General features: G+C 61.5%; 18 protein-coding genes. 5 read left to right on the top strand and 13 right to left on the bottom strand.

What is annotated here, in order from left to right; all coding sequences use genetic code 11:
* Window positions 1–26: 26 nt before the first annotated feature.
* Entirely contained in the window at window positions 27–1,469 is a 1,443-nt protein-coding gene (locus HX811_RS17210) for a mechanosensitive ion channel domain-containing protein (protein WP_063028913.1), read from the bottom strand.
* A gap of 63 nt (window positions 1,470–1,532) precedes the next feature.
* Window positions 1,533–2,399, bottom strand: a complete 867-nt coding sequence (locus tag HX811_RS17215; RefSeq protein WP_177046685.1) for a pirin family protein — start codon at window positions 2,397–2,399, stop codon at window positions 1,533–1,535.
* 187 nt (window positions 2,400–2,586) lie between these two features.
* Between HX811_RS17215 and HX811_RS17220 the strand changes: the two genes are divergently transcribed.
* Both HX811_RS17220 and HX811_RS17225 read left to right on the top strand, forming a co-directional pair.
* Window positions 2,587–3,693, top strand: a complete 1,107-nt coding sequence (locus HX811_RS17220) for an efflux RND transporter periplasmic adaptor subunit (RefSeq protein WP_003210248.1) — start codon at window positions 2,587–2,589, stop codon at window positions 3,691–3,693.
* Window positions 3,694–3,695: 2 nt separating this feature from the next.
* Window positions 3,696–6,767 (top strand): efflux RND transporter permease subunit, encoded by a 3,072-nt coding sequence (locus tag HX811_RS17225; protein WP_177046687.1) that lies wholly within the window; start codon window positions 3,696–3,698, stop codon window positions 6,765–6,767.
* A 151-nt stretch (window positions 6,768–6,918) separates the two neighbouring features.
* On the opposite strand, the gene HX811_RS17230 is transcribed toward HX811_RS17225, so the two are convergent.
* From HX811_RS17230 to HX811_RS17240, 3 genes are all read right to left on the bottom strand, one after another.
* A complete protein-coding gene (locus HX811_RS17230; protein WP_003210251.1) occupies window positions 6,919–8,148 on the bottom strand; it encodes a M20/M25/M40 family metallo-hydrolase in 1,230 nt (409 codons plus the stop codon).
* A gap of 68 nt (window positions 8,149–8,216) precedes the next feature.
* Entirely contained in the window at window positions 8,217–9,275 is a 1,059-nt protein-coding gene (locus tag HX811_RS17235; protein ID WP_102368674.1) for a diguanylate cyclase, read from the bottom strand.
* A 78-nt stretch (window positions 9,276–9,353) separates the two neighbouring features.
* Window positions 9,354–9,989 (bottom strand): LysE family translocator, encoded by a 636-nt coding sequence (locus HX811_RS17240; protein WP_177046689.1) that lies wholly within the window; start codon window positions 9,987–9,989, stop codon window positions 9,354–9,356.
* Window positions 9,990–10,119: 130 nt separating this feature from the next.
* Between HX811_RS17240 and HX811_RS17245 the strand changes: the two genes are divergently transcribed.
* Entirely contained in the window at window positions 10,120–11,562 is a 1,443-nt protein-coding gene (locus HX811_RS17245; protein WP_177046691.1) for a PLP-dependent aminotransferase family protein, read from the top strand.
* On the opposite strand, the gene HX811_RS17250 is transcribed toward HX811_RS17245, so the two are convergent.
* Complete coding sequence (locus HX811_RS17250; protein WP_003210259.1) at window positions 11,563–13,029, bottom strand: hypothetical protein; 1,467 nt, start codon at window positions 13,027–13,029, stop codon at window positions 11,563–11,565.
* 174 nt (window positions 13,030–13,203) lie between these two features.
* Here HX811_RS17250 and HX811_RS17255 point away from each other — a divergent pair, with 174 nt between their 5' ends.
* Complete coding sequence (locus HX811_RS17255; RefSeq protein WP_177046693.1) at window positions 13,204–13,881, top strand: sterol desaturase family protein; 678 nt, start codon at window positions 13,204–13,206, stop codon at window positions 13,879–13,881.
* A 54-nt stretch (window positions 13,882–13,935) separates the two neighbouring features.
* Here HX811_RS17255 and HX811_RS32260 read toward each other — a convergent pair whose 3' ends face one another.
* From HX811_RS32260 to HX811_RS17285, 7 genes are all read right to left on the bottom strand, one after another.
* Complete coding sequence (locus tag HX811_RS32260; protein ID WP_371132447.1) at window positions 13,936–14,820, bottom strand: hypothetical protein; 885 nt, start codon at window positions 14,818–14,820, stop codon at window positions 13,936–13,938.
* Complete coding sequence (locus HX811_RS32265) at window positions 14,729–15,406, bottom strand: PPC domain-containing protein (protein ID WP_371132448.1); 678 nt, start codon at window positions 15,404–15,406, stop codon at window positions 14,729–14,731. Before HX811_RS32265 ends, HX811_RS32260 begins: the two co-directional genes overlap by 92 nt.
* 115 nt (window positions 15,407–15,521) lie before the next feature.
* Entirely contained in the window at window positions 15,522–15,890 is a 369-nt protein-coding gene (locus HX811_RS17265; RefSeq protein WP_177022653.1) for a hypothetical protein, read from the bottom strand.
* A complete protein-coding gene (locus HX811_RS17270; RefSeq protein ID WP_177046695.1) occupies window positions 15,887–16,858 on the bottom strand; it encodes a hypothetical protein in 972 nt (323 codons plus the stop codon). The genes HX811_RS17265 and HX811_RS17270 overlap by 4 nt, the downstream gene beginning before the upstream one ends.
* A gap of 143 nt (window positions 16,859–17,001) precedes the next feature.
* Complete coding sequence (locus HX811_RS17275; protein ID WP_102606242.1) at window positions 17,002–18,066, bottom strand: lipocalin-like domain-containing protein; 1,065 nt, start codon at window positions 18,064–18,066, stop codon at window positions 17,002–17,004.
* The gene (locus HX811_RS17280; RefSeq protein WP_177046697.1) at window positions 18,056–20,530 is read right to left on the bottom strand and encodes an FtsX-like permease family protein; all 2,475 of its coding nucleotides are present in this window, start codon (window positions 20,528–20,530) and stop codon (window positions 18,056–18,058) included. The genes HX811_RS17275 and HX811_RS17280 overlap by 11 nt, the downstream gene beginning before the upstream one ends.
* A 1-nt stretch (window position 20,531) precedes the next feature.
* A complete protein-coding gene (locus tag HX811_RS17285; RefSeq protein ID WP_008431380.1) occupies window positions 20,532–21,200 on the bottom strand; it encodes an ABC transporter ATP-binding protein in 669 nt (222 codons plus the stop codon).
* Window positions 21,201–21,546: 346 nt separating this feature from the next.
* Here HX811_RS17285 and HX811_RS17290 point away from each other — a divergent pair, with 346 nt between their 5' ends.
* Window positions 21,547–22,230, top strand: coding sequence for a histidine phosphatase family protein (locus HX811_RS17290; protein WP_003210274.1), 684 nt, complete (start codon window positions 21,547–21,549; stop codon window positions 22,228–22,230).
* Window positions 22,231–22,573: the final 343 nt, after the last annotated feature.

A 22,573-nucleotide genomic window follows, 5' to 3' on the forward strand; every position in this document is an offset into this window, starting at 1 on the left:
TACCGCAGCAACGGATATGTACACCTTCAGGCCCGACTCCGCAGCCACTGCATAAACCCCTTCTTAACCGGCACCACAGGCGCCTCCTGCGTCAAACTCTGAGCCGCATGCAACCTGAAATCCAACAAACTTTTCATAGCCTCACTGATGTCATGCCGAGCATCCAGACAAGGCTTCAGATACTCCTTCTCAATCCGATACAACGTACAAAACGTCTTCGCCGAAAAGTCAGCAGGCACACCCTGCTCCGACAAAATCCCGGCCTCACCAATCACCTCCCCAGGCCCCATCCGCCCCGCTTCAAACTTGTGCCCGGCCTTGGTCAACATCACCGAAATCACCCCGGACTCGATGATAAACAGGTGATCACTCACCTCCCCCGCCGGCAAAATCATCTCCCCGGCGCGAAAGGTCTGCAGCGTCATGTTCTGGCTGAACGTCTCCTTCTCCTCCTGCCTCAACGTCGAGAAAATAGACGAGCTCTCCAACAACGCCCGAGCCCGGGAAACCGTCACCGGCGCATTACTCTCGGCAGCCGACAACAAGCTCACCCCCGCCGCCTGCAAATGCCGAAACGCCAAATCATAAAGCTGATTGCGCACCTCACGCTTAAGCGCCATGGCCGGCACAAACCCGCTGATCTCATACTCCACGCCACCACTGGCCGACGTCTTGAACGCCACACTCGGCGCCGGCTTGGCCAACAACGGCCGACACCCCTGCATCGCCCGCTCCAGCGCATCCAGCACGGTTTGGGGCCGCGCATGGGGGCTGACCTGCAGACTGACCGCCAAGCCAAACATATCTGCGGGACGTGAGAAGTTGATGATCTTGGCCTTGGCCGCCAACGAGTTGGGCACCACCGCCAGGCTGCCCTGGGAGGTTTGCAGTTGGGTGGCGCGCCAGTCGATGTCGATCACCCGGCCTTCGGTGCCGTCGATGGAGATCCAGTCATCCAGTTGGTAGGGTTTGGTGGTATTGAGCACGATGCCGGAAAACACGTCGCTCAAGGTGCTTTGCAACGCCAGGCCGACGATGATTGCCACCGCGCCGGAAGTGGCCAGCACGCCCTTGACCGGCAGGTCGAGCACGTAGGCCATGGCGGCGATGATCGCGATCAGGAAGATCACCGCGCCCACCAGATCCTGCAACAGCCGCCCGGTGTGGCCGACCCGCTGCATCATCACCGCGCCGAGCAATACCGTGAGGGTGCGCGCCGCAAACAGCCACCAGCCGATCTGGAACGCCGTTGCCGCCAAATGCAGCGCCACGTTGTCGCCGAACGGCGCGACCTGCATCGGGTTCATGCCTTCGTTGAACAGCACGGCGCTGAACACCGCAAAGATCACCAGCCGCGCCGCCAGCTTCCAATTGGCGAAATCGGCAGAGATCAAGCGCCATACGGCAATGTCGATCAGCACCAGCGCCAAGGCACAGAACATCGGGTGATCGGAGATAAATGAGGGCATTCAGGCGACTCCAGGGCGAATGCCATGAAGATCGCATGAAATGCCTTTGGAGGGTATAGCGCCCTAGCGCTGCATCTGCCCGAATTGCCCGGACTGATAGTCAGCAAACGCCTGGTGGATTTCCTGCTCGGTGTTCATCACAAACGGGCCGTGGCCGACGATGGGTTCGTCGATCGGCTCGCCGCTGAGCAACAGCACCATGGCGTCGTCGCTGGACTCGAGGCGCAGTTGCGTGCCATCGCGCTCGAACAGTGCCAACTGCCCTTCCCGCGCCACTTCAGTGCCGTTGATCCGCACCGTGCCGCGCAACACCACCAGCGCGGTGTTGCGCCCGACGTGCAGGTCCAGCGTCACAGAGCGGCCGGCTTTGAGGCGCATATCCCACACGTCGATCGGCGTGAAGGTACGAGCCGGGCCTTTGACCCCGTCGAACTCGCCCGCGATCAAGCGCAGGCTGCCGGCGTGGTCGGCCAGGGGCAGCGTCGGAATATCGCCATCGAGGATGGTCTGGTAACCGGCATCGGTCATTTTGTCCCTGGCCGGCAGGTTGACCCACAACTGGACCATTTCCAGGGCGCCGCCGCTGCGGGCGAACGCCTCGGAGTGAAACTCCTCGTGAATGATGCCCCTGGCGGCTGTCATCCATTGCACATCGCCCGGGCCGATGGTGCCGCCGGCGCCGGTGGAATCGCGGTGCTCGACTTCGCCCTTGTAGACGATGGTCACGGTTTCAAAACCGCGATGGGGATGCTGGCCCACGCCGCGACGTTGCTCGGTCGGGGTGAATGCCGCAGGACCGGCGTGATCCAGCAACAGGAACGGGCTGATCTGCTTGCCCATGGTGTCGTAGGAAAACAGCGTGCGAACCGGAAAGCCGTCGCCGACCCAATGGCCGCGTGGGCTGGTGTAGATGCCGATGATCTTTTTCATATGTGTCTCCAGTAATGGATACACCTTAAATCCGATACCAATTCCGCGCTAGACGGCAAAATCGGCCCTGATCGTCCCACCAGTGGAACAAATACTCGCGGGCTGGATTATTTTATATTTCGACCATAATATAGCGACAAATATTACAAGCGTAATTTTTAGCTCACCCCGCCCCACGGAGCCCGACATGAACCCTCTCCCCCTGCGTCTTCTCACCCCCCTGGCCCTGCTGGCGGTACTCAGTGGCTGCAATAACAAGGCCGACCCCGTCGCCGAAGCGCCCCTGCCCCGCCCGGTGCTGGCCGCCAAGGTCGAAGCCGCCGGCAGCCAGCAAAGCGCCTACACCGGCGTAGTGGCCGCGCGCACGGAAAGTGACCTGGGGTTTCGCGTCAGCGGCAAGGTGATCGAGCGCAAGGTTGATCCCGGCCAGCACGTCAACCGTGGCGACACTTTGCTGGTGCTGGATATCGGCGACTTCGAACTGGCCCTGCGTTCGGCAAAAAACCGCGTCAATGCGGCCCAGGCGCAACTGCGCCAACGCCGGGACGATGAATCCCGCTACCAGCGCCTGGCCAATACCGGCGCCGTGTCGCGGCAGATTTTCGACCAGTCCGCCACCAACCTGCGGGTGGCCGAAGCCGAGCTGGCCTCCGCGCAATCCGACGCCAGCCAGATCGAAAACCGCCGCACCTACTCGGTGCTCAGGGCCGACAGCGACGGCATCATCACCGACGTGCGGGTGGACCGCGGCCAAGTGGTTGCCGAGGGGCAAGTGGTGGCGCGCCTGGCCCACGACGGCGCCCGGGAAGCCATCGTCAACTTGCCGGAAAACCAGCGCGACCAGGCTTCGCAAAAAGCCCTGGCGTTCCCCTTCGGCGCCCCTGAGCAGGCAGTGACCGCCACGTTGCGCGAGCTGTCTGCCAGCGCCGATCCGACCACCCGCACCTACCGGGCCCGCTATGTCTTGCATGGCCCCGTCGACCGCTTCGCTCTCGGCTCGACCATCACCGTGCGCCTGCAAGGTAACGGCCAGGCGCAACAGACCCGCGTGCCCATCGGGGCGCTGCAGGATGCCGGCAAAGGCACCGGTGTGTGGGTGATTGGCGCCGATGACAAGGTCAGCTTCGCCCCGGTCAACGTCGCCAGCCTCGGCCAGGAGGACGCGTTGCTGGACAGTGGCGTGGACCCAGGCCAAGTAGTCGTCGCCCTCGGCGCGCACCTGCTGCACAGCGGTGACGCGGTACGCCTGTTGCCGGCCCAGGTATTGGCCCTCAACCGTCAGCAGGAACACTGATAATGCGCGGGATCAACCTCTCCGAACTGGCGGTCAAGCATCGCGCGGTCACGCTGTTCCTGATCATCGCGATCCTCGCCGCCGGGGTCTTTGCCTTTGGCAAACTGGGACGCGCCGAAGACCCTTCGTTCACCGTCAAGGTCATGACCATCACCGCCGCCTGGCCCGGCGCCACCGCGCAAGAGATGCAGGAGCAAGTGGCCGACCGCCTGGAAAAACGCCTGCAGGAGCTGGACTATTACGACCGCGTCGAAACCATCGCCCAACCGGGCTTCGTCTCGATGCGCATGACGTACCTGGAGTCCACCCGTCCCAGCGAGATCCAGGACCTGTTCTACCAGACCCGCAAAAAGCTCAGCGACGAAGCCGCGAAGTTGCCCAAGGGGGTGATCGGCCCGTTTTTCAACGATGAATACTCCGACGTGTACTTTTCCCTGTACGCGCTGGAGGCTGAACACCTGCCCCACCGGCAACTGGTGCAAATGGCCGAGGACATGCGCCAGGGCCTGCTCAATCTGCCGGGAGTGAAGAAGGTCAATATCCTCGGCGAACAGGCGCAGCGGATCTTCGTCGAGTTTTCCTATGAGCGCCTGGCCACCTTGGGCATCAAGCCCGAGCAGATCTTCGCCGCCCTCGCCGCCCAGAATGCCGTGGCGCCTTCAGGCTTTGTCGAGACCGCCGGGGCACGCGCCTATATCCGCATCGACGGGGCCTTCGATAGCCTGGCGCTGATCGAAAACGTCCCGCTGGAAGCCAACGGCAAGCTGCTGCGCATCGCCGATGTGGCCACCGTCAGCCGGGGTTATGAAGACCCGCCCAGCTACCGTATCCGTCATCAGGGCGACCCGTCGCTGATGCTCGGTGTGATCATGGAGAAGCACTGGAACGGCCTGGAACTGGACAAGGCTCTCAAGGCCCAGGAAGCGAAAATCCAGGCCGACCTGCCGCTGGGGGTCAACTTCGCCAAGGTCTCCGACCAGGCGAAAAACATCAGCCTGGCGGTCAACGAGTTCATGCTGAAGTTCTTCGTCGCCCTCGCGGTGGTGATGGTGATCAGCCTGCTGGCCCTGGGGTTCCGGGTCGGGCTGGTGGTGGCCGCTGCGGTGCCGCTGACCTTGTCGATCGTGTTTGTGATCATGTTGATGACCGGCCGCGAATTCGACCGGGTGACCCTGGGCGCGTTGATCATTTCCCTGGGCCTGCTGGTGGACGACGCGATCATTGCGATCGAGATGATGGTGGTCAAACTCGAAGAGGGTTTTGACCGGATCCATGCGGCTACGTTTGCCTGGAGTTCCACCGCCGCGCCGATGCTCACCGGCACCCTGGTGACGATTATCGGCTTCCTGCCGGTGGGTTTTGCCCGCTCGGGGGCCGGTGAGTATGCCGGGAATATTTTCTGGATCGTCGGTTTTGCGCTGATCGCGTCATGGCTGGTGGCGGTGGTGTTCACCCCGTACTTGGGGGTCAAGCTGTTGCCGCACATCGAGCCGGTTGTCGGCGGCCACGATGCAATTTACGCCGGACGCTATTACCAGAAACTGCGGCGCCTGGTGGACGCTTGCGTGCGCAGACGCTGGCTGGTCACCGGGTTGGTGGTGGCGGCCTTTGTGCTGTGTGGCCTGGGCATGGGCGTGGTGAAGAAGCAGTTCTTTCCCAACTCCGACCGTTCCGAGCTGATTCTGGAGGTGTACATGCCACCGGGCAGCGCCTTCAAAAGCACCGAGGCGGTAGCGGCGCAGGTGGAAAAGGCGCTGATGGAGGAGCCGCAAACCGTCATGGTCGACACCTATGTCGGCGGTGGTGCACCACGGTTTTTCCTGTCGCTGAACCCTGAGCTGCCAGACCCGGCCTTCGCCAAGTTGATCGTGCAGACCGCCGACGCCCATGCCCGGGACAGCCTGAAAAAACGCATGGCTGAACGCATCGCGGCCGGCGAATTTCCATCGGCGCGGGTGCGCGTCACCCAGTTGGTGTTCGGCCCGCCGGTGCCCTTCCCGGTGGTGTTTCGCGTGTCCGGTCCCGACCTGAATGTGCTGCGCGGCCTGGCTGAAGACGTGCGCCAAGTGGTCGCCGCCAACACACTCACGCGGGACAGCTTCCTCGACTGGGGCGAGCGCGCCAGCAGTTACCGCCTGGTACTCGACCAGGACCGCCTGCGCCTGCTGGGCTTTACCCCCGACGGGGTGAAATCCCAGCTCAACGCGTTGCTCAGCGGCAACCCGATCACCGAAGTGCGCGAAGGCAATCGTACCGTTTCAGTGGTTGCCCGCTCCCAGGGCAGCCAGCGCGAAGACCTCGGCAACCTCGACAATATGACCCTGACCAACAGTGCCGGTGTCTCGGTGCCATTGGCCCAGGTCGGGCATTTCCAGGCGGTGATGGAAGAACCGATCCTCAAGCGCCGCAACCGTGCGCTGACCGTGGAAGTGCGCGCCGACATCGTCGACGGCACCCAGCCGCCAGATGTGGAAATGGCGGTGTACAAGGACCTGCAACCCCTGATCGCCAAGCTGTCGGCCGGGTATCAGATCGTCATCGGCGGCCCGGTGGAGGAAAGCGCCAAGGCCAACGTGGCGCTGGCGGCACTGTTCCCGATCATGATCCTGCTGACGTTGACCGTGATCATGTTCCAGGTGCGTTCGTTCGGGGTGATGTTCATGGTGTTCGCCACCGCGCCGCTGGGGCTGATCGGAGCGGTGCCGACGTTGCTGCTGTTCAACCAGCCGTTCGGGTTCAACGCGATATTGGGGTTGATCGGGATTGGCGGGATCCTGATGCGCAATACGCTGATCTTTACCGACCAGATTCGGCAGAACCAGGACCAGGGCATGGTGATTCGCGAGGCGATCATCGAGGCCACGGTGCGCCGGGCACGGCCGGTGATATTGACCGCGCTGGCGGCGGCGCTGGCGTTTATTCCGCTGACGCTGTCGGTGTTCTGGTCGTCGCTGGCGTATGTGTTGATTGGCGGGGTGCTGGTCGGGACAGTGTTGACGTTGCTGTTCTTGCCGGCGTTGTGCAGTTTGGTGCTGGGGCGGGAGAAGACCCGGGAAGTGGTGACTGCAACCTGATCCAACCAACACCACAAACCAATGGGGGAGCTGGCTTGCCTGCGATGGCGGTGTATCAGTCAAAGAATTCATGACTGACAATCCGCTATCGCAGGCAAGCCAGCTCCCACATGTTGATCTGCTTGCACAGAGGCTCAGTGGTGGTTTCAGATCAGCGCTTGGAGAGCTCCATGATCATCCGGCTCAGCAGATAAATCCGCGGCGCCACGCTCTCCACCTCGGCATATTCCTCCGGCGTATGGATATTGCCCCCGACAATCCCGAACCCGTCCAGGGTCGGCGTACCCACGCCAGCCGACAAGCTGGCATCCGCCGCCCCGCCGCTGCCCTCAATGGTCAGCTTGCGCCCCAACTCGCCATAAATCCCCTGGGCAATCGCCACCAGCTTGTCCGACTCCGGCGTCTGCGGCATCGGCGGCAGGCCACGGTGCAAACTGGTGGTCACTTCAGTCTCGGGGATCAGCTTGTTGGCCGAGACCCGTGCCAGGTCTTTCTCGATCCGGTCAAACTCTTCCGGCAACGCCGCCCGTACATCCGCCTTGGCGGTGGCCTGGTCGGGGATCACGTTGACCCGGTCGCCGGAGTTGATCACGGTGAAGTTGATGGTGGTTTTCTTCTCGGCATCCCCCAGCTTGCCCAGTTGCAGAATCTGGTGCGCCGCTTCCATCGCCGCGTTGCGCCCCAATTCCGGGGCGACGCCGGCGTGGGCGGCCTTGCCCTTGACCTCGACCACGGCGGTGGCGCTGCCTTTGCGCCATACCACCAGGCCATCGGCCGGGCGACCCGGTTCCAGGTTGAGCGTCACGTCGTGGCCCTTGGCGGTGTTGCGGATCAGCTCGGACGCGCCGTCGGTGCCGGTTTCTTCGCTGGCGTCCAGCAGGAAGGTGATTTGTGCGTAGTCCTTGAAACCCTGGTTTTTCAGGACTTTCAAGGCGTAGATCCCGGCAACGATGCCGCCCTTGTCATCCATCACGCCCGGGCCATAGGCGCGACCGTCCTTGATATGGAACGGCCGGGCAGCCGCCGAACCTTCCTTGAACACAGTGTCCATGTGGGCCATCAGCAGGATCCTGGCCTTGCCGGTGCCCTTGAGGGTGGCGATGACATGGCTGTTATGAGCGGCGGCATCCGGCACCAGCTGGATGCTGAAACCCAGTTGCTTGAGCTCGTCGACGGCGATGTCACGCACTTGGGTCAGGCCCGGCTCGTAGCCGGAGCCCGAATCGATATTCACCAGGCGCTCCAGCAGTTTCAAGGCGTCGGCCTTGTACTGCTCGGAATCGGCCTGGATCTGTTTGTGGGGTTCGGCGCTGAAGGCCGGCATGGCGAAAGACAGCGCCAGGGTGGCCGCCAGCAAGGTACGCGGGAAGTTGAAGAGCATGAACCGATCCTTGTTTTTGTTGGAAGGTAGCGCTCCACCCTACCTGACAAACACCGATTTGTTGATCCTCAGATCGACCTCAACCAACTTCCCTGCACCGAACTGACCCGGTTGCGCCCGCTGCTCTTGGCCTCGTACAAGGCCTGGTCGGCATCGTTCAGCCAACTGGTGGCGTCGGCGTGTGCCGGCCGGTACGGCGCCAGGCCGATGCTCAGGCTGGCGCGCAAGGTCGGGTCCTGTGCGTAGGCCAGGGAGTTGAAGCGATCACGCAGGGCGTCCATCACCTCGGTGGCGCGGTTCAGGGGCATGCCCGGCAGGATCACGCAGAATTCGTCGCCACCGTAGCGCCCGGCCAGGTCAGTGGCCCGCAGGTTCTGGCGCAGCACTTTGCTCAATTGACGCAGCACGATATCGCCGGTGACATGGCCGTAGGTGTCGTTGATGGTCTTGAAGTGGTCGATGTCGATTAGCGCGATGGCGGCGCCCTGCTGGTCGCGGCGGCAGCGCTGGAACTCGATTTCCAGGTGGTCTTTCCAGGCGCCGTGGTTGAGCAGGCCCGACAGGCTGTCGGTGCGGCTCAGGGCCAGCAACTCGCGCTTGTGCCGGGCCAGGGTGATCGCTTGCCGGTAACAGATCCAGCCCAGCGCCAGGGGATACAGCATCAGGATCGGCAGGCAGGCGTAGAGCTGCACTTCACTGGTGAGGGCGGTCACCGCCGGAGTGAACACCAGCATCGAGGCGCCGATGCCCAGCGCCTGGGCCACCCAACCGGCGAGCATGAAGCGCGGGCCGCCGATGGCGACGTTGTTCATGGTCATCATCGACAAGGTGGTCACGCTGGGCAGCGGGTTGAACTGCATGGCGCCCACCCAGAACCCGCCGCAAAACGAGTCGAACAGCAGGTTGCGGTGTTCCGAGCGCAGGGAGTTTTTCGAGTGCCGCGACCATTGGTAGGCCACATGCGGCCAGATGAAGGCATTGGCGATCATCACTCCCCAGACCCAAGCGGATTTATCCAGCGGGTAGATGGCGGCGGCCACACAGACAAACCCGAGGGTCAATCCCAGGGTGCGCGACTTGTACAAGCGTGAAGCGAGCGAAAGTCCGTTTCCTCCTGCGGCTGGCATGTCTGGCTTGATCCTGGATGAATGCCCGAAGTCTATCAGGGCACCGGCAGATCGCCACTACCGCTCATAAGCTGGCCTTCAGCTGGAAAAGCCCCTGGCCAGCATCAGCGCCACCCCCAGCAGCAACACCGCCGTGGCCCGTTGCAGCAACACCCGGCGCTTGGGGTTTTCCAGCACGTGCTTGATGCGTTGGCCGAAGTAGCAATACAGGCAGCCGCTGGCAAATTGCAGCAGCAGGAAGGTCAGGCCGAGGATCGCGATGTCGGCGGCGGCACTGCCCTGGCCGATGGCGGCGAACTGCGGGAATACCGCGCTGAACAGGATGATCGCCTTGGGATTCGACAACCCGGTCAGCAGGCCCTTGCCGAAAAGACTGCGGGCATTTTCCGCAGTTACATCGTTGGTCTTGATGGTCACTCCGCTGCTGGTCCATTGCTTGTAGGCCAGGTAAAGGATGTAGGCCACGCCTACCACCTGGATGATCCGGGTGATCAGCGGGTAATCCTTGATCAGCTCGGAAAAACCCACGGCAAAGATCAGGATCGACACCAGGTAGGAAACGCTCGCCCCGAACTGCGCCGGCAGGGAGCGGCGCAGGCCGTCCTTCAGGCCGAGGCTGAGCAACAACAAGGTCATGGGCCCGGGGCTGAAGGCCAGGGTGGTGCACAGCAGCAGGAAATACAAAAACGAAGACAGCGTCAGCGCGGTGGCCATGGCGTGGAATTTCACAGCAGGAAAGAGGGCTTGCAGTCTAGGGCGCACGTGCCGCCACAGGCAGGTAAACTCTACGGATATACGCGCAGACTTTACCGGTGAAGTTGGCGGCAAACTTAAGGACAGTGTGATGCCCATTCCTGCGATTCACTTTCATGACCGAGCACCGAAGGTGCAGCAGATCGTCGATGCCCTGGCCCATGCGATCGAGCAAGGCGAATTGGCCGCTGGCAGCAAACTGCCTTCGGTGCGTGAGTTGGGAGCCTTGCTGGGCGTCGGAAAATTCACCATGAATGAAGCGCTGGATCGCCTGCGCGGGCGTCACCTCCTGACCTCCAGCCAGGGCCGCGGGCACTTTGTCGCCAGCAGCCTGGCACAGCCGTCGTCCAGCACTTGGGTCGACTTGCTGCCCCAGGACTTGCTCAGCGTACTGCGCCGCCCCCTGGCCATGGCCCAGGGCGACCTGCGCCCCGGCGGCGGCCATCTGCCGGAAGACTGGCTGGATTCCGAAGCCCTGCGCCAGGCCATGCGCAGCGCAGTCCGCGCCCCTGCCCTGCGCATCGCCGGGCTGGGCACCCCGGCGGGCCTGCTGCCGTTGCGCCAGGCGCTGCAACAGAAACTGCACGGTGAAGGATTGTCGGTGCCGGTGGAACAAATCATCACCACGCCCAACACGGTGCAAGGCCTGGACATGCTCATGCGCCTGCTGGCGCGGCCCGGGGACACGGTGCTGCTGGATGCACCGTGTTATTTCAACTTCCACGCGAACCTGGCGTTGCATGGGGTCAAGGTGGTGACGATCGCCCGGCGGCCTGATGGTTTTGATTTTGTCGCGCTGGAGCAGTTGCTGGCGCAGCACCGTCCCAGCCTGTACCTGACCACCAGCGTGTTGCATAACCCCACCGGGCATTCATTCAGCCCGAGCCAGGCGTTTCGGTTGTTGCAACTGGCCCGAGAGTATCGCTGCCATATCGTTGAGGATGATCTTTACGGGGATTTGCACCCTAACCCGCCGCCGCGTCTGGCGACTTTGGCGGGATTGGAGCAGGTGACGTACCTGTCGGGGTTTTCGAAGGTGCTGACGGCGAACGCGCGGGTCAGTTATGTGGTGGCGGCGCCGCAATTGGCGGCGAATCTGACCAATATGAAGTTGATGAGCGGCGGCATAACGTCGGAGCTGTTCGAACAGATTGTGTATCGGCTACTGAGTGAGGGTGGGTATGCCCGGCATCGCAAGCGCATGGTTCAGCGGCTGCTGGAGGCCGGTGGGCGGGTTGAGCAGTGGCTGCGGCGTTGCGGGTGTGAATTGCCGATGGGATTTGAGGGCGGGATGTTCATCTGGGCGCGGTTGCCGGCCGGGGTGAATGGTGAGCGGCTGGCTGAAGCAGGGTTGAAGCGTGGGATGGTGTTGGCGCCGGGGGCGTTGTTCGGGTATGAGCCGGGGTTGCGGGATTTCATGCGGTTTAATGTGGCGCATTGCGACGAAGGGCGGGTTCAGGCGCAGTTTGAAGGGTTGCTGGGGGCGCCAACCCGAAGAGTTGGCGCCGGGGTTACGGATCAAGCGGAGGGTTGATCACCGTTCACTGGAGATCACGCGCTGGCTGCAGATATGAGCCATGCTGACCGGGGTAGCGTCGCCACCCACGCCGACATCCGGGTACTCCTCGATGCGCAGGCGCCAGACTGCGAAGTTGTAGTTGGTCTCCCAGGTGTTTTTGTAACCCGAGTCGTAGGACACATACCTGACAGTCGCCTCACCCGCGCAGTTACCCAGGTTGACCGTACCGGATGCCGCGCCCGACACGCCGGTTACCGAACCGTAGTAAGGGATGTACACCGGCAGGTAGGTATTGCGGTTGACGTGCTTGTCGAGTTGCAGATACGGGGTCAGTCCCTGCAGGCGTTTACCGGTGCTGTCGGCCCAGGTCACGGCCCAGCTCAAGTCACGTGCCGCCTGGGTGGTCATGAACGGGTCGTAGTCATTGGCCGAAGCCGGGATCCGCACCACGTTGTCACCTTGCACACTGTGGCTCAACACCTCGGGTGTGGAGCCCAGCGACAGCTTGTAGCGCGCCGTAGCCTTCCAGGTTGCGGCCGGGTTAGGCCGCACCCGTACGTTCACCACGCCATTAACCGATGGCGTTGGCCAGGTGATTTTCGCCTTGGGGCTGATCGGGATCCATTTGACGCCGTCAAAATACTCGGAAATCCACTGGCCCCGATCGCTCTCGTTCACACCGTCGAAATAGGCACTGACCTTCTGCCCGCGCAGGGCCTTGAAGGAGAAGTAGTCTTCATCGGTCGCCGTGTCGGAGTTACCCGTGACGTAGTTCAGGGTATCCGGCAGTTGATAAGCCGTTTCGAAACTATCGTTAGGCTCGAAATCGTCAATCGTCATGTTGATATCCACGCCGAAACTGAACGGCGAACCGTCAGCCGAATTGGCATGCATGAACCAGTAGTAGTCGCCAGGTGGCAGTACGCCAGCCAACACCTCGTTGGCATTGCCCGGGTTATCCGACGTGCCGAGAGAAGTGATGTTGTTCTGGCCGTCGTCCTGGAACAGGGTCAGGGACATGTTGGTGGCAGCACTCTGCCCTACCAGCATCACTGTCGCCCGTGCCTTTTGGGGCACGTTGAAGTGGTAGCAGACGTCGTTGCCGGTTTGCACACCGTCCAGGTTATACATCTGGTTGATACCGAGGGTCTGGCACAGCGGCGTGAACGCCTGGGCCGCCACGGCCTGGGCATCCACCTTGGCGCTATCTGCCTGTACAGGCTCGGCGACCACAACCCCGCTCAAGGCCTTGGCAGCCTGCACCGGCTTTTTCAGCTGCTGCGAGGTTTTGATTTTGTCCAGGAAGGCAGCCGACGCTTTCTGCGCCGTGACGTTGCCGCCACTCTTGAGGGCTTGTTGCACGGCTTGCTGCAACGGTTGCGGCGTCAAGTGTGCAGGAGATTGTTCGGCCAGGGCGCAGGCCGAAACGAAGCAGGACGCCGCGATGGCGGCTCCGAGCATGAACGCTTTTTTCGATTTCATTTTTTATCCATCCATAGTTAAAAAATTGAAGCTCAGGTGATCGGCGACATCCGGTCACCTGGGATGGAATGTAGGACATAACTGTATGCATGTACAGTATTTTTATGGCGGCAGGATAGATGCGCCAATCCCGACTACGCTCATCCCCAACAAAAACGACACCGAGCGCTCCCAATGACTCACCCCACCGAGGCTTTCCGCTCCACCTACCGCGCCAGCATCCACCCCTCCTACAACCCGTGGCTCCACGCTGGTTTCGTTTTCGGCTACGGTCTGCTCTGCATCAGCCTGTTCTGGTCCACCACCCGGCAAATCCAGCCATTGGAATGGCTGGCCATCCCCCTCACCCTGATTTTCTTCAACCTGTGTATCTATCTCGTCCACCGTCACCTGGGCCATCACAAACACTCCTTCGCCCGCCTGTTCTACGCCCGCCACACCGGCGACCACCACAGCTTCTTCACCCCCGCCCACATGACCTACGACAGCCCTCGAGACTGGCGTGTCATCCTGTTCCCCGCCTGGCTCATCCTGCTCCACAGCCTGGCCGTGACCCTCCCCGCCTGGTGGTTGCTCAAACACCTCAACCCCAACATCGCCGGCCTGTTCGCCGGCTGCATGATCCTCGGTTACCTGCTCTACGAGTTTTTCCACGCCTGCGAACACCTGCCCCCCGACCACCCCGTGGCCCGCCTGCCGTGGATCCGCCAGATGCACCACCTGCACGCCCTGCATCACCGGCGCGAACTGATGCAGGGACGCAACTTCAACATTGTCCTGCCGCTGATGGACTACCTGTTCGGCACCCTGCATTGGGAACCGCAAGCGCGCGAACCCAAAAAAGGCCAATAAAAAACGCCCCACCTAAGTGGGGCGTCTACATTTCAGAGGGCTCTTATGCGCCGGTTATCGGCCAATGATGTCCTGGCTGCAGATATGCCCCAGGCTCACGTAGGGAACGTTATCGCCACCGACACCGACATTCGGCAATTCCTTGAGGTCGATGCGCCAGCCGCCAACGTTGTACCAGGTGTCCCAGAGGTACTTCACGCCCGTGCTGCTGTCGTAGTACTGGGCACGGTAATCACCCACACAACCGCCCAACTCTGCGCTTCCCGATGTTTTGCCGGCACTGTCGGTGGCAGCCGAGAATATCGTCCAGTTGAAGTCCGGACCCGAAACAAAACGCTTGTCGACCTTGAGCTGTGAAGTGACCCCCTCCAACGGGGCACCCGTGCTGTCTTTCCATTCGGTTCTCCAGGTCATGAGACGACCGGCCTGGGTCGCCAGAGGTGCGATGCCCGCCGGGATTCGGGTCACCGTTCCGCCCTTCGCATCGAAGTCCGCCAGGTGCGGACTCGAACCGAACGTCAGCTTGTACTCGGACTTGGCATCCCACGCCTCAGCGGGGTTGGCCCGCACGCGCGCCTTGTAGACAAAGCCCGGCGCCCGGCTCGGGAAGGTCGCCGTCGAGCCACCTGGAATGTTGACCCAGGCGCTGCCGTTGAAGTACTCGAAGATCCACTGATTGCGCACGCCCTTGTCGTCATCATCGAGGAACAGGCTGACACCCTGTCCGCGTACGGCCGCGAAGTCGAAGTAGTCAACGTCATCCGGGCTGTCGAGATTGCCCGTCAGGTAATTCAAGCGGTCCGGCAAGGCGAACGCCGTTTCCGGGGTGTCGTTGGGCTCGTAGGCGTCAATCGCGGTGTTGACGATCGCGCCGAAGTCGAAGGCTGAGCCGTCGGCAACCTTGGCCTCCAGGAAACCAGTAGTAGTCCCCGGCTTCAAGCATGCCGCTGATGACTTCGTCGCTGTTGCCCGGGTTATCAGAAGTGATCAGTGCCGTCAGGTTGTTCTGCCCGTCGTCCTGGAACAGCGTCAGGGCCATTTCGGTCCCCGGCTGCTGACCCGCGAGGTAGATCTGCACCTTGGCCTTGGCGGGCACATTAAAGTGGAAGCACTTTGATTCGCCGCTCTGCAAACCGTCATAGCTGTAGCCGACGTTAATATCGAGGCTGTCGCACAGCGGTACAAAGGCGGCCTGGGCAGCAGGCGCCTTGGCCGGTTTTACCAGCCGGCTCACCGGCGAAATCTGCACACTTTCAGAAGGCTTCGCGACGCTGGCAGCCTTCTTTTGCACACCGACAGTCTTGGTTTTTTGTGCAGCCTTGAGCTTATCCAGCACCTGCGCCGAGGACGCGGAGGCCTGCACCTTGCCACCGGATTTCAGGGCACTCTTGATCGCTGCATCCAGGCTTTTTTCGCTCAGGTGCACGCTGTTCTGCGACGGGTATTGCTCGGCCAGGGCAAAGGCCGAAACGAAGCTGGCAGCCATCATGGCCGCGCCCAGTACAAAGGCTTTTTTAGATTTCATTTTTTATCCATCCATAGTTAAAAAATTGAAGCTCAGGTGACCGGTGACATCCGGTCACCTGGGATGGAATGTAGGACAAAGCTGTATATATGTACAGTGCTTTTTTTTAAAAAAGCTACCATTTAATCCAGACGTACCAGAGCCCCGAACCTACAAATCCAACCATTCCAAAACGATACGGCCACAGCACCCAGCGCTTGAGAGACAGAGGAACAGACGCCAGCTCTGCCGCCGTCACGTCTCCTCTTCGGATGTGCAGCTTGGGCAGTGAAAGAAAGTCGACAATCAGACTCAAACGCTTGTATCTGTCGATCAGTTTGTTTCTGCCCCAAAACCGTTTGTTGTCACGGACCAAAACGTTATCAATGAAGTAGCTTTCCAGTTCATCCAGTTTTCTGTACTCGACGAATAGCTTCAAACCCAAAAAAATAAATGGCCATCCCCCCAATAAAATCACGCTAAATCCGTGCAACGAAATAGTCATGCACCCTCTCCCTCATAGAATAAGTCGCCGGCCATTTCTCCTAATGCTCCTCCCACGGTTCCACCGGTATACCCTCCCGCAGCACCGCCAATAATCCCGCAAGCGAGTTCACCTTTCCCTTTAGTAGCGATACCCAAAACTAATTTACACAAACCACGCCCCACCTTTGCGCCCAATACCCCGCCACCGGCGGCTCCACCCACCCCGCCCACCAACTTCCCACCCTCCACATACTTCGCCCGCCTACACATCGCCTCCCGCCCCTCCATACATGCTTCCTTGATCTCCAACCCCGCCACTCCCACATCCAACGCCAACCCCACATACGTCCCCTTGCCCAAAAACCTCGACGTCTCGGCAATGCTGCGAATCCGCTGCGTGTAGCCCACGATTTCACTCTTGTGCAGATAACTCTTGGTGGAAATACCCAGTACTTTTTTCAGTGACTTATTGGTTTTCAGGCTCGTGCCAAATCGCGCCGCACCTTGAAGTTGAGTATCCAAGCGCCGGAACAACATCTGCCGCTTCTGGATAAACGCTTTCTTATTCAAGGCTCCATCCTTGAGTTGTTGATGCAAACGCTCAATTTCTTCCAGAGTGCGCTGAACCTCGTCCAGGTGTCGCCCCCAGGCCGCCGTCGAACTGCCGACTCCCACCGAGCTATAAGCCAATAAACTCTGGAATAGATCATAGTTATTGATCACCGCCGCCCCAGCCGAGGCATCCAACTCCAGATTGCGCTGAATCTCCTGGGCATGGCGCATCAACCATGCATCATCAGTAGTGCAAGCCACAGCGTAGGCATCGGGAACGATCACCATCTGCCCCGGCGTCACCAGGCTTGCCTGACGCAAATGCAGGTTCAACGCGTCGAATTGATCGGAGAGTTGCCCACTGGCCCCGGTCAGTAACCGGGATTTCAAACTGAGGTAGTCCGTGGTGCGGTCATTGATGTATCCCTGCGCCATCACTTACATCCCTGATGTAATGGATATGGCGCAGGAATATAGGCAGGCGAACACGGCCCGGACACAAGGTTGGAACAGCTGAAATTACATTTGGGAAATCACCTACCTGGCAGGTAATCAAGGCCTACAAAAAATCGTCGGACTCAATACCCCGTCATCTCCAGGTACCCCACCCCACCCTGAAATTTCACCGGCCCTTCCCAGTAAGGAATGCTCAGGTTCATCCAGGCTTTTGGGTTGACCGCTTCCGTGGTGATATCCAGATGTTTGCCCGGGATCTTCAATGACCACTGGGTGGGAATGCTGCGCCCATCGATCGCGGTCGTGCCCAGCGGCGTCAGTTGAATATCCTGGTTGTGCAGGGTCTGTGTGTGGCCCTCTTTGTCGATCCAGGTACCCGTCAGGTACGACGGCCCGTCTTTCTGCCGCACCCGAAACAGCATCAACTGCTCGCCGCTGTCCAGGTGCAGGGAGAACCAGTCCCAGCCGGTCTGGCTGGCGGTCAGGGGCTGGCTGCTCCATTCGCGATCGAGCCAGGCGTTGCCGGTGACTTGGTAAGATTTTCCATCGATGGTCACGCGGCCATCTGCCTGGAAAAACGGCTGGCTGTAGTAGTACGACGCCTGGCCCTGGTCGGACTTGCGGCTGTAGCCGTTATCCCCCTGGAGCACCAGCGGGCGGCTGGAGGTCAGGTGCAGGTCGTAGTTGAAATGCTCGCCTGCAGCCTTGAGTTGCATGTCCGCCAGGGGGCTGGCTGCACCGGGGCGGGTGGCGAAATTCCAGTCATCGATCCAGGCATTGAACGGCACCGCCTGGGCCCCCGCCTGCCCCACGCCGCCGCGGGCGTAGCGTTCGCTAGCGTAATGGCGGGTGGCCGAGGTGACGGCGGCGTGGCCGAGCCAGATCGTCGAGTCGTGCCAGCCGGGTTGTGTCGGGCCGGCCTTGAGTGCGTTGCGAAACAGCGTCCATTGCACGCCGTAGGCATTGCCCTCGGCATCCTTCAGGTTGGCGGTGAGGTACCACCATTCGATGCGATAGCCGTCATGGGGGCCATGGTCCTGGGGAAAGCTGAAGACCTTGCCGGGCACCACTTGGGCAAAGTCCGCGGCCTGGCTGCCCAGTCCGGCGAAGCTTTCTTCAGGTGCAGGTGGTTTGTCGCAGGCGCCCAGCAGCAGGAACGTCGCCCATAGCAGGCACTTAATCTTCATTGGCAAAGGTCCTCAGCAAATCCGCCGGGCGACTGCGGTACAGCTGCCACAACGGCCAGGCCGAAGCCAGCAAGGTGGCCAGCATCGCCAGACCCAGCAGTTGCGCCAGTTGCCCCGGGAACACCTGCAACGGCAGGCGCCAGCCGAAGGCCTGGACGTTGATCACCACGTCCAGGCACCACGCCAGCAACAAGCCCAGCGGCAACGCCAGCACCAGGGTCAGCACCGCCAGCATCCAGGTCTGGCCGAGGTTGAGCAGCATCAATTGGCGGCGCGTCACGCCCAGCGCCCACAACGGCGCCAACTGGCCGAGGCGGCTTTGGCTCTGGGTCAGCAGGCTGATAAACAACGCCACGCCGGCGACGCCCAGGGTCAGGCTGTTAAGGGCGGCGGTGGCGGCAAAAGTCCGTTCGAAGACCTGGCTCGACCAGCCCTTGAGCTGCTGCTGATCGACGATGCGGCTGTCTTCGAGGGCAAACCGTTCCTGTACTGCACGCACCAGCGGCGGCACGTTGCCCGGCAAAACCCGCAGGTTGAAACGCGCCGGCGACAATCCCGGCCAGTGCTGCAACAGGTGCCGCGAATTCACCAGCAAGTGGCCCTTGGGGTTGCCGTAGTCGGCATAAATCCCCACGACCTTCGGCGACCATGGACCATGGGGCGTGGGGATGCTGACCACATCGCCCAGCCGCACCTTGAGCCGGCGTGCCATTTGCTCACTGAGCATCAGGCTGTCGTCCTGCAGCAACTGGCCCCATGGGTCCGTCGCCGCTTCCAGCAACGGCCAATGCTGGCGATAAGTAGGGTCGTCGACCACGCCGAACAGGTCAGCCGGCCACCCCTGCAACTGCACCGCAACCTGCCAGGTCGGCAGCACTGTCTGCACCAGGGGCTGCTGTACCAGCCAGGTTTGCAGCGCCTCGGCCTGGGCCGGGTTTTGCGGGTTGAGGTACAACTCGGCGGTCAGGCGTTGTTCCAGCCAGTTGTTGAAGGTCTGGCGAAAGCCCGAGGTCATCGAGCCCGCGCCGATATTGGCGGCCAACGCCAGCAGCAAGGCCATCAGCGCCAGGCTCAGGGCCGGCAACTGCTGGCGGCAATCGGCGAGAAACCATTGCCCCAGCACCGAACGGCTGCGCCCCAATACCGCCTTGAGCACGCCATTGAGCACCACCGGCAAGCCCAGCGCAGCGCCCAGCAACAAGGCCGCCATCAAGACAAAACCACTGGCCAGGCTATCGCCAAATACCAGTGCCAACAGCGCAAGCAGTAAGGCCAAACCCGCCACCCAGCCCTGGCGTCGCAGCCAGCGCCCATGGGCCTGGTGCCAGGCCTGGGCATTGGCCAGCGCCAGCAGCGGCAAACGCGCCGCCCGCCACAGGCTGCTGGCCCCGGCGAGCAACGCGCCGAGCAAACCCAGGCCCAGGCCACTGAGCCACCACAGCGGGCTGAGGCTCAGTTGGCCGGGTACCTCGGCGCCATACAGGCCGCGCAAGCTGGCGGCTACATCCGGCAGCAACAGGCTGGCCAGCAAGTACCCGCTGGCCACGCCCGCCAGGCCACCCAGCACGGCCAGGCCACCGAGTTCCACCGCCAGGCTGAGGATCAGCATCCGCGCACTGACCCCGCACGCCCGCAAGGTTCGCAGCAGGCCGCGCCGCTGCTCCAGCGCCAGGCCGATGGCGGCATGCACGATAAACAGGCCCACCACAAAGGACAGAAAGCCCAGCGCATCGAGGTTCAGATGGAAGCTTTCAGTGAGGCGCGCGAGGTTGTTTTCCTCGGCCTGCTTGAGCTGCAGTTGCGCGCCCAGTTCCGGCGGCAGGGCGGGATGCGCGGCGGCAAAGGCCTTGTCCAGCAGCAACCGCGACAGGCGTTGGGGCATGTCCAGCAACGGTTGGGCGAAGCCGATATCGGTCAGTAATACGCCGGGGGCCATGTCCGCTTGAACATGCAGCGGCGGCAGCGCCAGCCCGGCAGCTGTCAGCGGCTGGTCGCCCTCTTTCAGGCCCAGAGACTGCAAGGTCTGCGGCGCGATCCAGGTGCGTCCCGGCGGGTTGAAGAACGCGACCATCTGCGCCCGGTCCAGGGTCTGCCCGGCCAGCGCGCCACCGCCGGGCAACGACACCGGGTCGATGCCCATCACTTGCAGGCGCTGGTCTTCATGGCCCTTGAGCTGCACGCGGCCCTGCACCACCGGCGACACCGGCCACCCGGCGCGGCGCAGGTCGGCAAACAGCGCCTGGGGGAAGCTGGCACCGTCCGGCGCACTGAGGCTGGCCTGGGGTTCGCCGCCGATCAGCTGGCTGGCCCGCGCGTAGCTGTCCCGCGCCTGGCTGTTGAGGGCTTGCACGCCGGTCAACAGCGCGGTGGCCAGCCACAGGCCAGTGAGCACACTGAAGAATTGCACAGGGTGGCGCCGCCAATGGCTGAGCAGCGCGCGCAGTGTCCAGTGGAAGACGCGCATGTCAGCGGGCGTCCGCAGCGAGTACCTGGCCGCGATGCAACACCACCTGCTGGTCAAGGCGCGCCGCGATGCGCGGACTGTGGGTGACCATCAGCAAGCTGGTGGGGCTGTCCCGCAGCAGGTCCAGCAGCAGTTGCAGCACTTCGTCACTGGTGCCTTCGTCGAGGTTACCGGTGGGTTCGTCCGCCAGCAGCAAGCCGGGGCGCGACGCCAGGGCTCGTCCTACCGCTACCCGTTGCTGCTGGCCGCCGGACAGTTGTTCGGGGTAACGCCTCAGCAAGTCACCCAGGCCGAGTCGCTCCACAAGCTGCGCTTGCCACGCCGGATCGAGGCGCCCGGCCAGGCGCGCCTGGAAGGCCAGGTTGTCTTCGACCCGCAGGCTGCCGATCAGGTTGAACTGCTGGAACACCAGGCCGATCTCGGTGCGACGCCAGTGGGCCAGTTGCGCCTCACTCATCTGGTCCAGGCGCTGGTCGCCGACCTGGATGCTGCCACGGTCGACCTGGTCGAGCCCGGCCACCAAATGCAGCAGCGTGCTTTTGCCACTGCCCGACTCACCCATCAACGCCAGGCTGCTGCGCGCTCCCAGGTACAGGTCGACACCCGCCAGCACGGTCAACGGCCCCTGCGGCGTGCCATAACTCTTGAATACCCCTTGTACCTGCAGCATCACCCCTCCCCACAAGCTTCTGGACTTAAGCCGGAGAATAACGGTTGTCACATTTTTATGTCACAACCATGGGCAAAAGGAGCGCCCCATGACCCCTGCAAATTTTTCACATCGATTTCACCCGGCCGCCACCTGCTGCACTTTAAATTGCCGTCCATGGGCAGATAACAGGCTGGTTATTTCAAACGCCCGTTAGTGCAAGTGAACAATTTTTTATATCGGTATGTTCAGCAAAAAGACAGCGCCCCTGTGACACGCTTTTGCATATTCCTGCATCAGCGCTACTCACTTGGCGCCTGCCTAACTTGCCGCTGCCAGTTACCGGATTAACGCCTGGAAGTTACCAATGGTGAATAGTGTGGTTGACCTGACCCTGAGCAAGTCTCGCTCGCGCTGGGCATTTGTAAAACAGCTGAACAAACTGTGGCTTGGCGTGGCAGGTATCGTGATGATCAGCCTGGCAGTAACGGCGTTCATCTGGTGGCCAAGATCGCCGCTGGACCTGGGCGTGGGCCACCGCCTGCTCACCTCCGGAACCCTGGAAGCCTGGCGTAACGGAGACCTGGTGGTGCTGGTCCGCCATGAGGAACGCTGTGACCGCTCCAACAACCCTTGCCTGGGCCCGGCAGACGGCCTGACCACGCTCGGCTCGTTGTCTGCCAGTGCCGTGGGCAAGGCCTTCCAGACCCTGGGCATGGAAAACACCGACGTACTGAGCAGCCCCACTACCCGTACCGCGCAGACCTCGCTTTTCATGTTCGGCAAGGCCGAATTGTCACCCGGGCCCCTGGCCATCTGCGGCCCTGCTATCGGCGAGGAACTGCGCCCGCATAAACACGCGGACCGCAACCTGCTGGTGGTCACCCACAGCGCCTGCATCAGCGACTTCGAGGAGGCATTGGGCTACTCACACGCTGCCCATGCTGAATACGGCAGTGCATTGTTTGTAAAGCTGCTGCCCGATGGCAAGTTCAAGGCGCTGGGTATTTTGAACAGTAAGGACTGGGCCGCCGTGCTTAAACAACTTTAGAACACTTCTTAACATTTAATCATTCAAGTTCGTTCAGCAAAAAGACAGCCAGACCGTGGCATCGTCTATGGTTTTAATTGATTTTTTTAGAAAAATTATTAGCTCACTAACTTTTCACAAGTTAACAACATGACGATGACCTTCGATGACTTATTGGACGCCACACGTTTAACGAGCTTGACTGGGGCACAGGGATATTCAGTTTCGCCCCCCCCACTAACAGACTGTTTAAGGAATAACGTTCTGTGCCGCATTTCTACCCGACCACGACCACCTTCCACCCCTCGCGCATGGCTGATCCAGCGCTCGTGCTGATTCACCGTCAATACCGCTTGAGAGTGCA

The sequence above is a fragment of the Pseudomonas sp. F8002 genome (genome assembly GCF_013385495.1).
In the GTDB taxonomy this organism is placed as follows: Bacteria; Pseudomonadota; Gammaproteobacteria; order Pseudomonadales; family Pseudomonadaceae; genus Aquipseudomonas.

Coding starts and splice junctions, on each gene's coding strand:
- HX811_RS17210 (WP_063028913.1), bottom strand. CDS start 1,469: ATGCCCTCATTTATCTCCGATCACCCGATGTTCTGTGCCTTGGCGCTG.
- HX811_RS17215 (WP_177046685.1), bottom strand. CDS start 2,399: ATGAAAAAGATCATCGGCATCTACACCAGCCCACGCGGCCATTGGGTC.
- HX811_RS17220 (WP_003210248.1), top strand. CDS start 2,587: ATGAACCCTCTCCCCCTGCGTCTTCTCACCCCCCTGGCCCTGCTGGCG.
- HX811_RS17225 (WP_177046687.1), top strand. CDS start 3,696: ATGCGCGGGATCAACCTCTCCGAACTGGCGGTCAAGCATCGCGCGGTC.
- HX811_RS17230 (WP_003210251.1), bottom strand. CDS start 8,148: ATGCTCTTCAACTTCCCGCGTACCTTGCTGGCGGCCACCCTGGCGCTG.
- HX811_RS17235 (WP_102368674.1), bottom strand. CDS start 9,275: ATGCCAGCCGCAGGAGGAAACGGACTTTCGCTCGCTTCACGCTTGTAC.
- HX811_RS17240 (WP_177046689.1), bottom strand. CDS start 9,989: ATGGCCACCGCGCTGACGCTGTCTTCGTTTTTGTATTTCCTGCTGCTG.
- HX811_RS17245 (WP_177046691.1), top strand. CDS start 10,120: ATGCCCATTCCTGCGATTCACTTTCATGACCGAGCACCGAAGGTGCAG.
- HX811_RS17250 (WP_003210259.1), bottom strand. CDS start 13,029: ATGAAATCGAAAAAAGCGTTCATGCTCGGAGCCGCCATCGCGGCGTCC.
- HX811_RS17255 (WP_177046693.1), top strand. CDS start 13,204: ATGACTCACCCCACCGAGGCTTTCCGCTCCACCTACCGCGCCAGCATC.
- HX811_RS32265 (WP_371132448.1), bottom strand. CDS start 15,406: ATGAAATCTAAAAAAGCCTTTGTACTGGGCGCGGCCATGATGGCTGCC.
- HX811_RS17265 (WP_177022653.1), bottom strand. CDS start 15,890: ATGACTATTTCGTTGCACGGATTTAGCGTGATTTTATTGGGGGGATGG.
- HX811_RS17270 (WP_177046695.1), bottom strand. CDS start 16,858: ATGGCGCAGGGATACATCAATGACCGCACCACGGACTACCTCAGTTTG.
- HX811_RS17275 (WP_102606242.1), bottom strand. CDS start 18,066: ATGAAGATTAAGTGCCTGCTATGGGCGACGTTCCTGCTGCTGGGCGCC.
- HX811_RS17280 (WP_177046697.1), bottom strand. CDS start 20,530: ATGCGCGTCTTCCACTGGACACTGCGCGCGCTGCTCAGCCATTGGCGG.
- HX811_RS17285 (WP_008431380.1), bottom strand. CDS start 21,200: ATGCTGCAGGTACAAGGGGTATTCAAGAGTTATGGCACGCCGCAGGGG.
- HX811_RS17290 (WP_003210274.1), top strand. CDS start 21,547: ATGGTGAATAGTGTGGTTGACCTGACCCTGAGCAAGTCTCGCTCGCGC.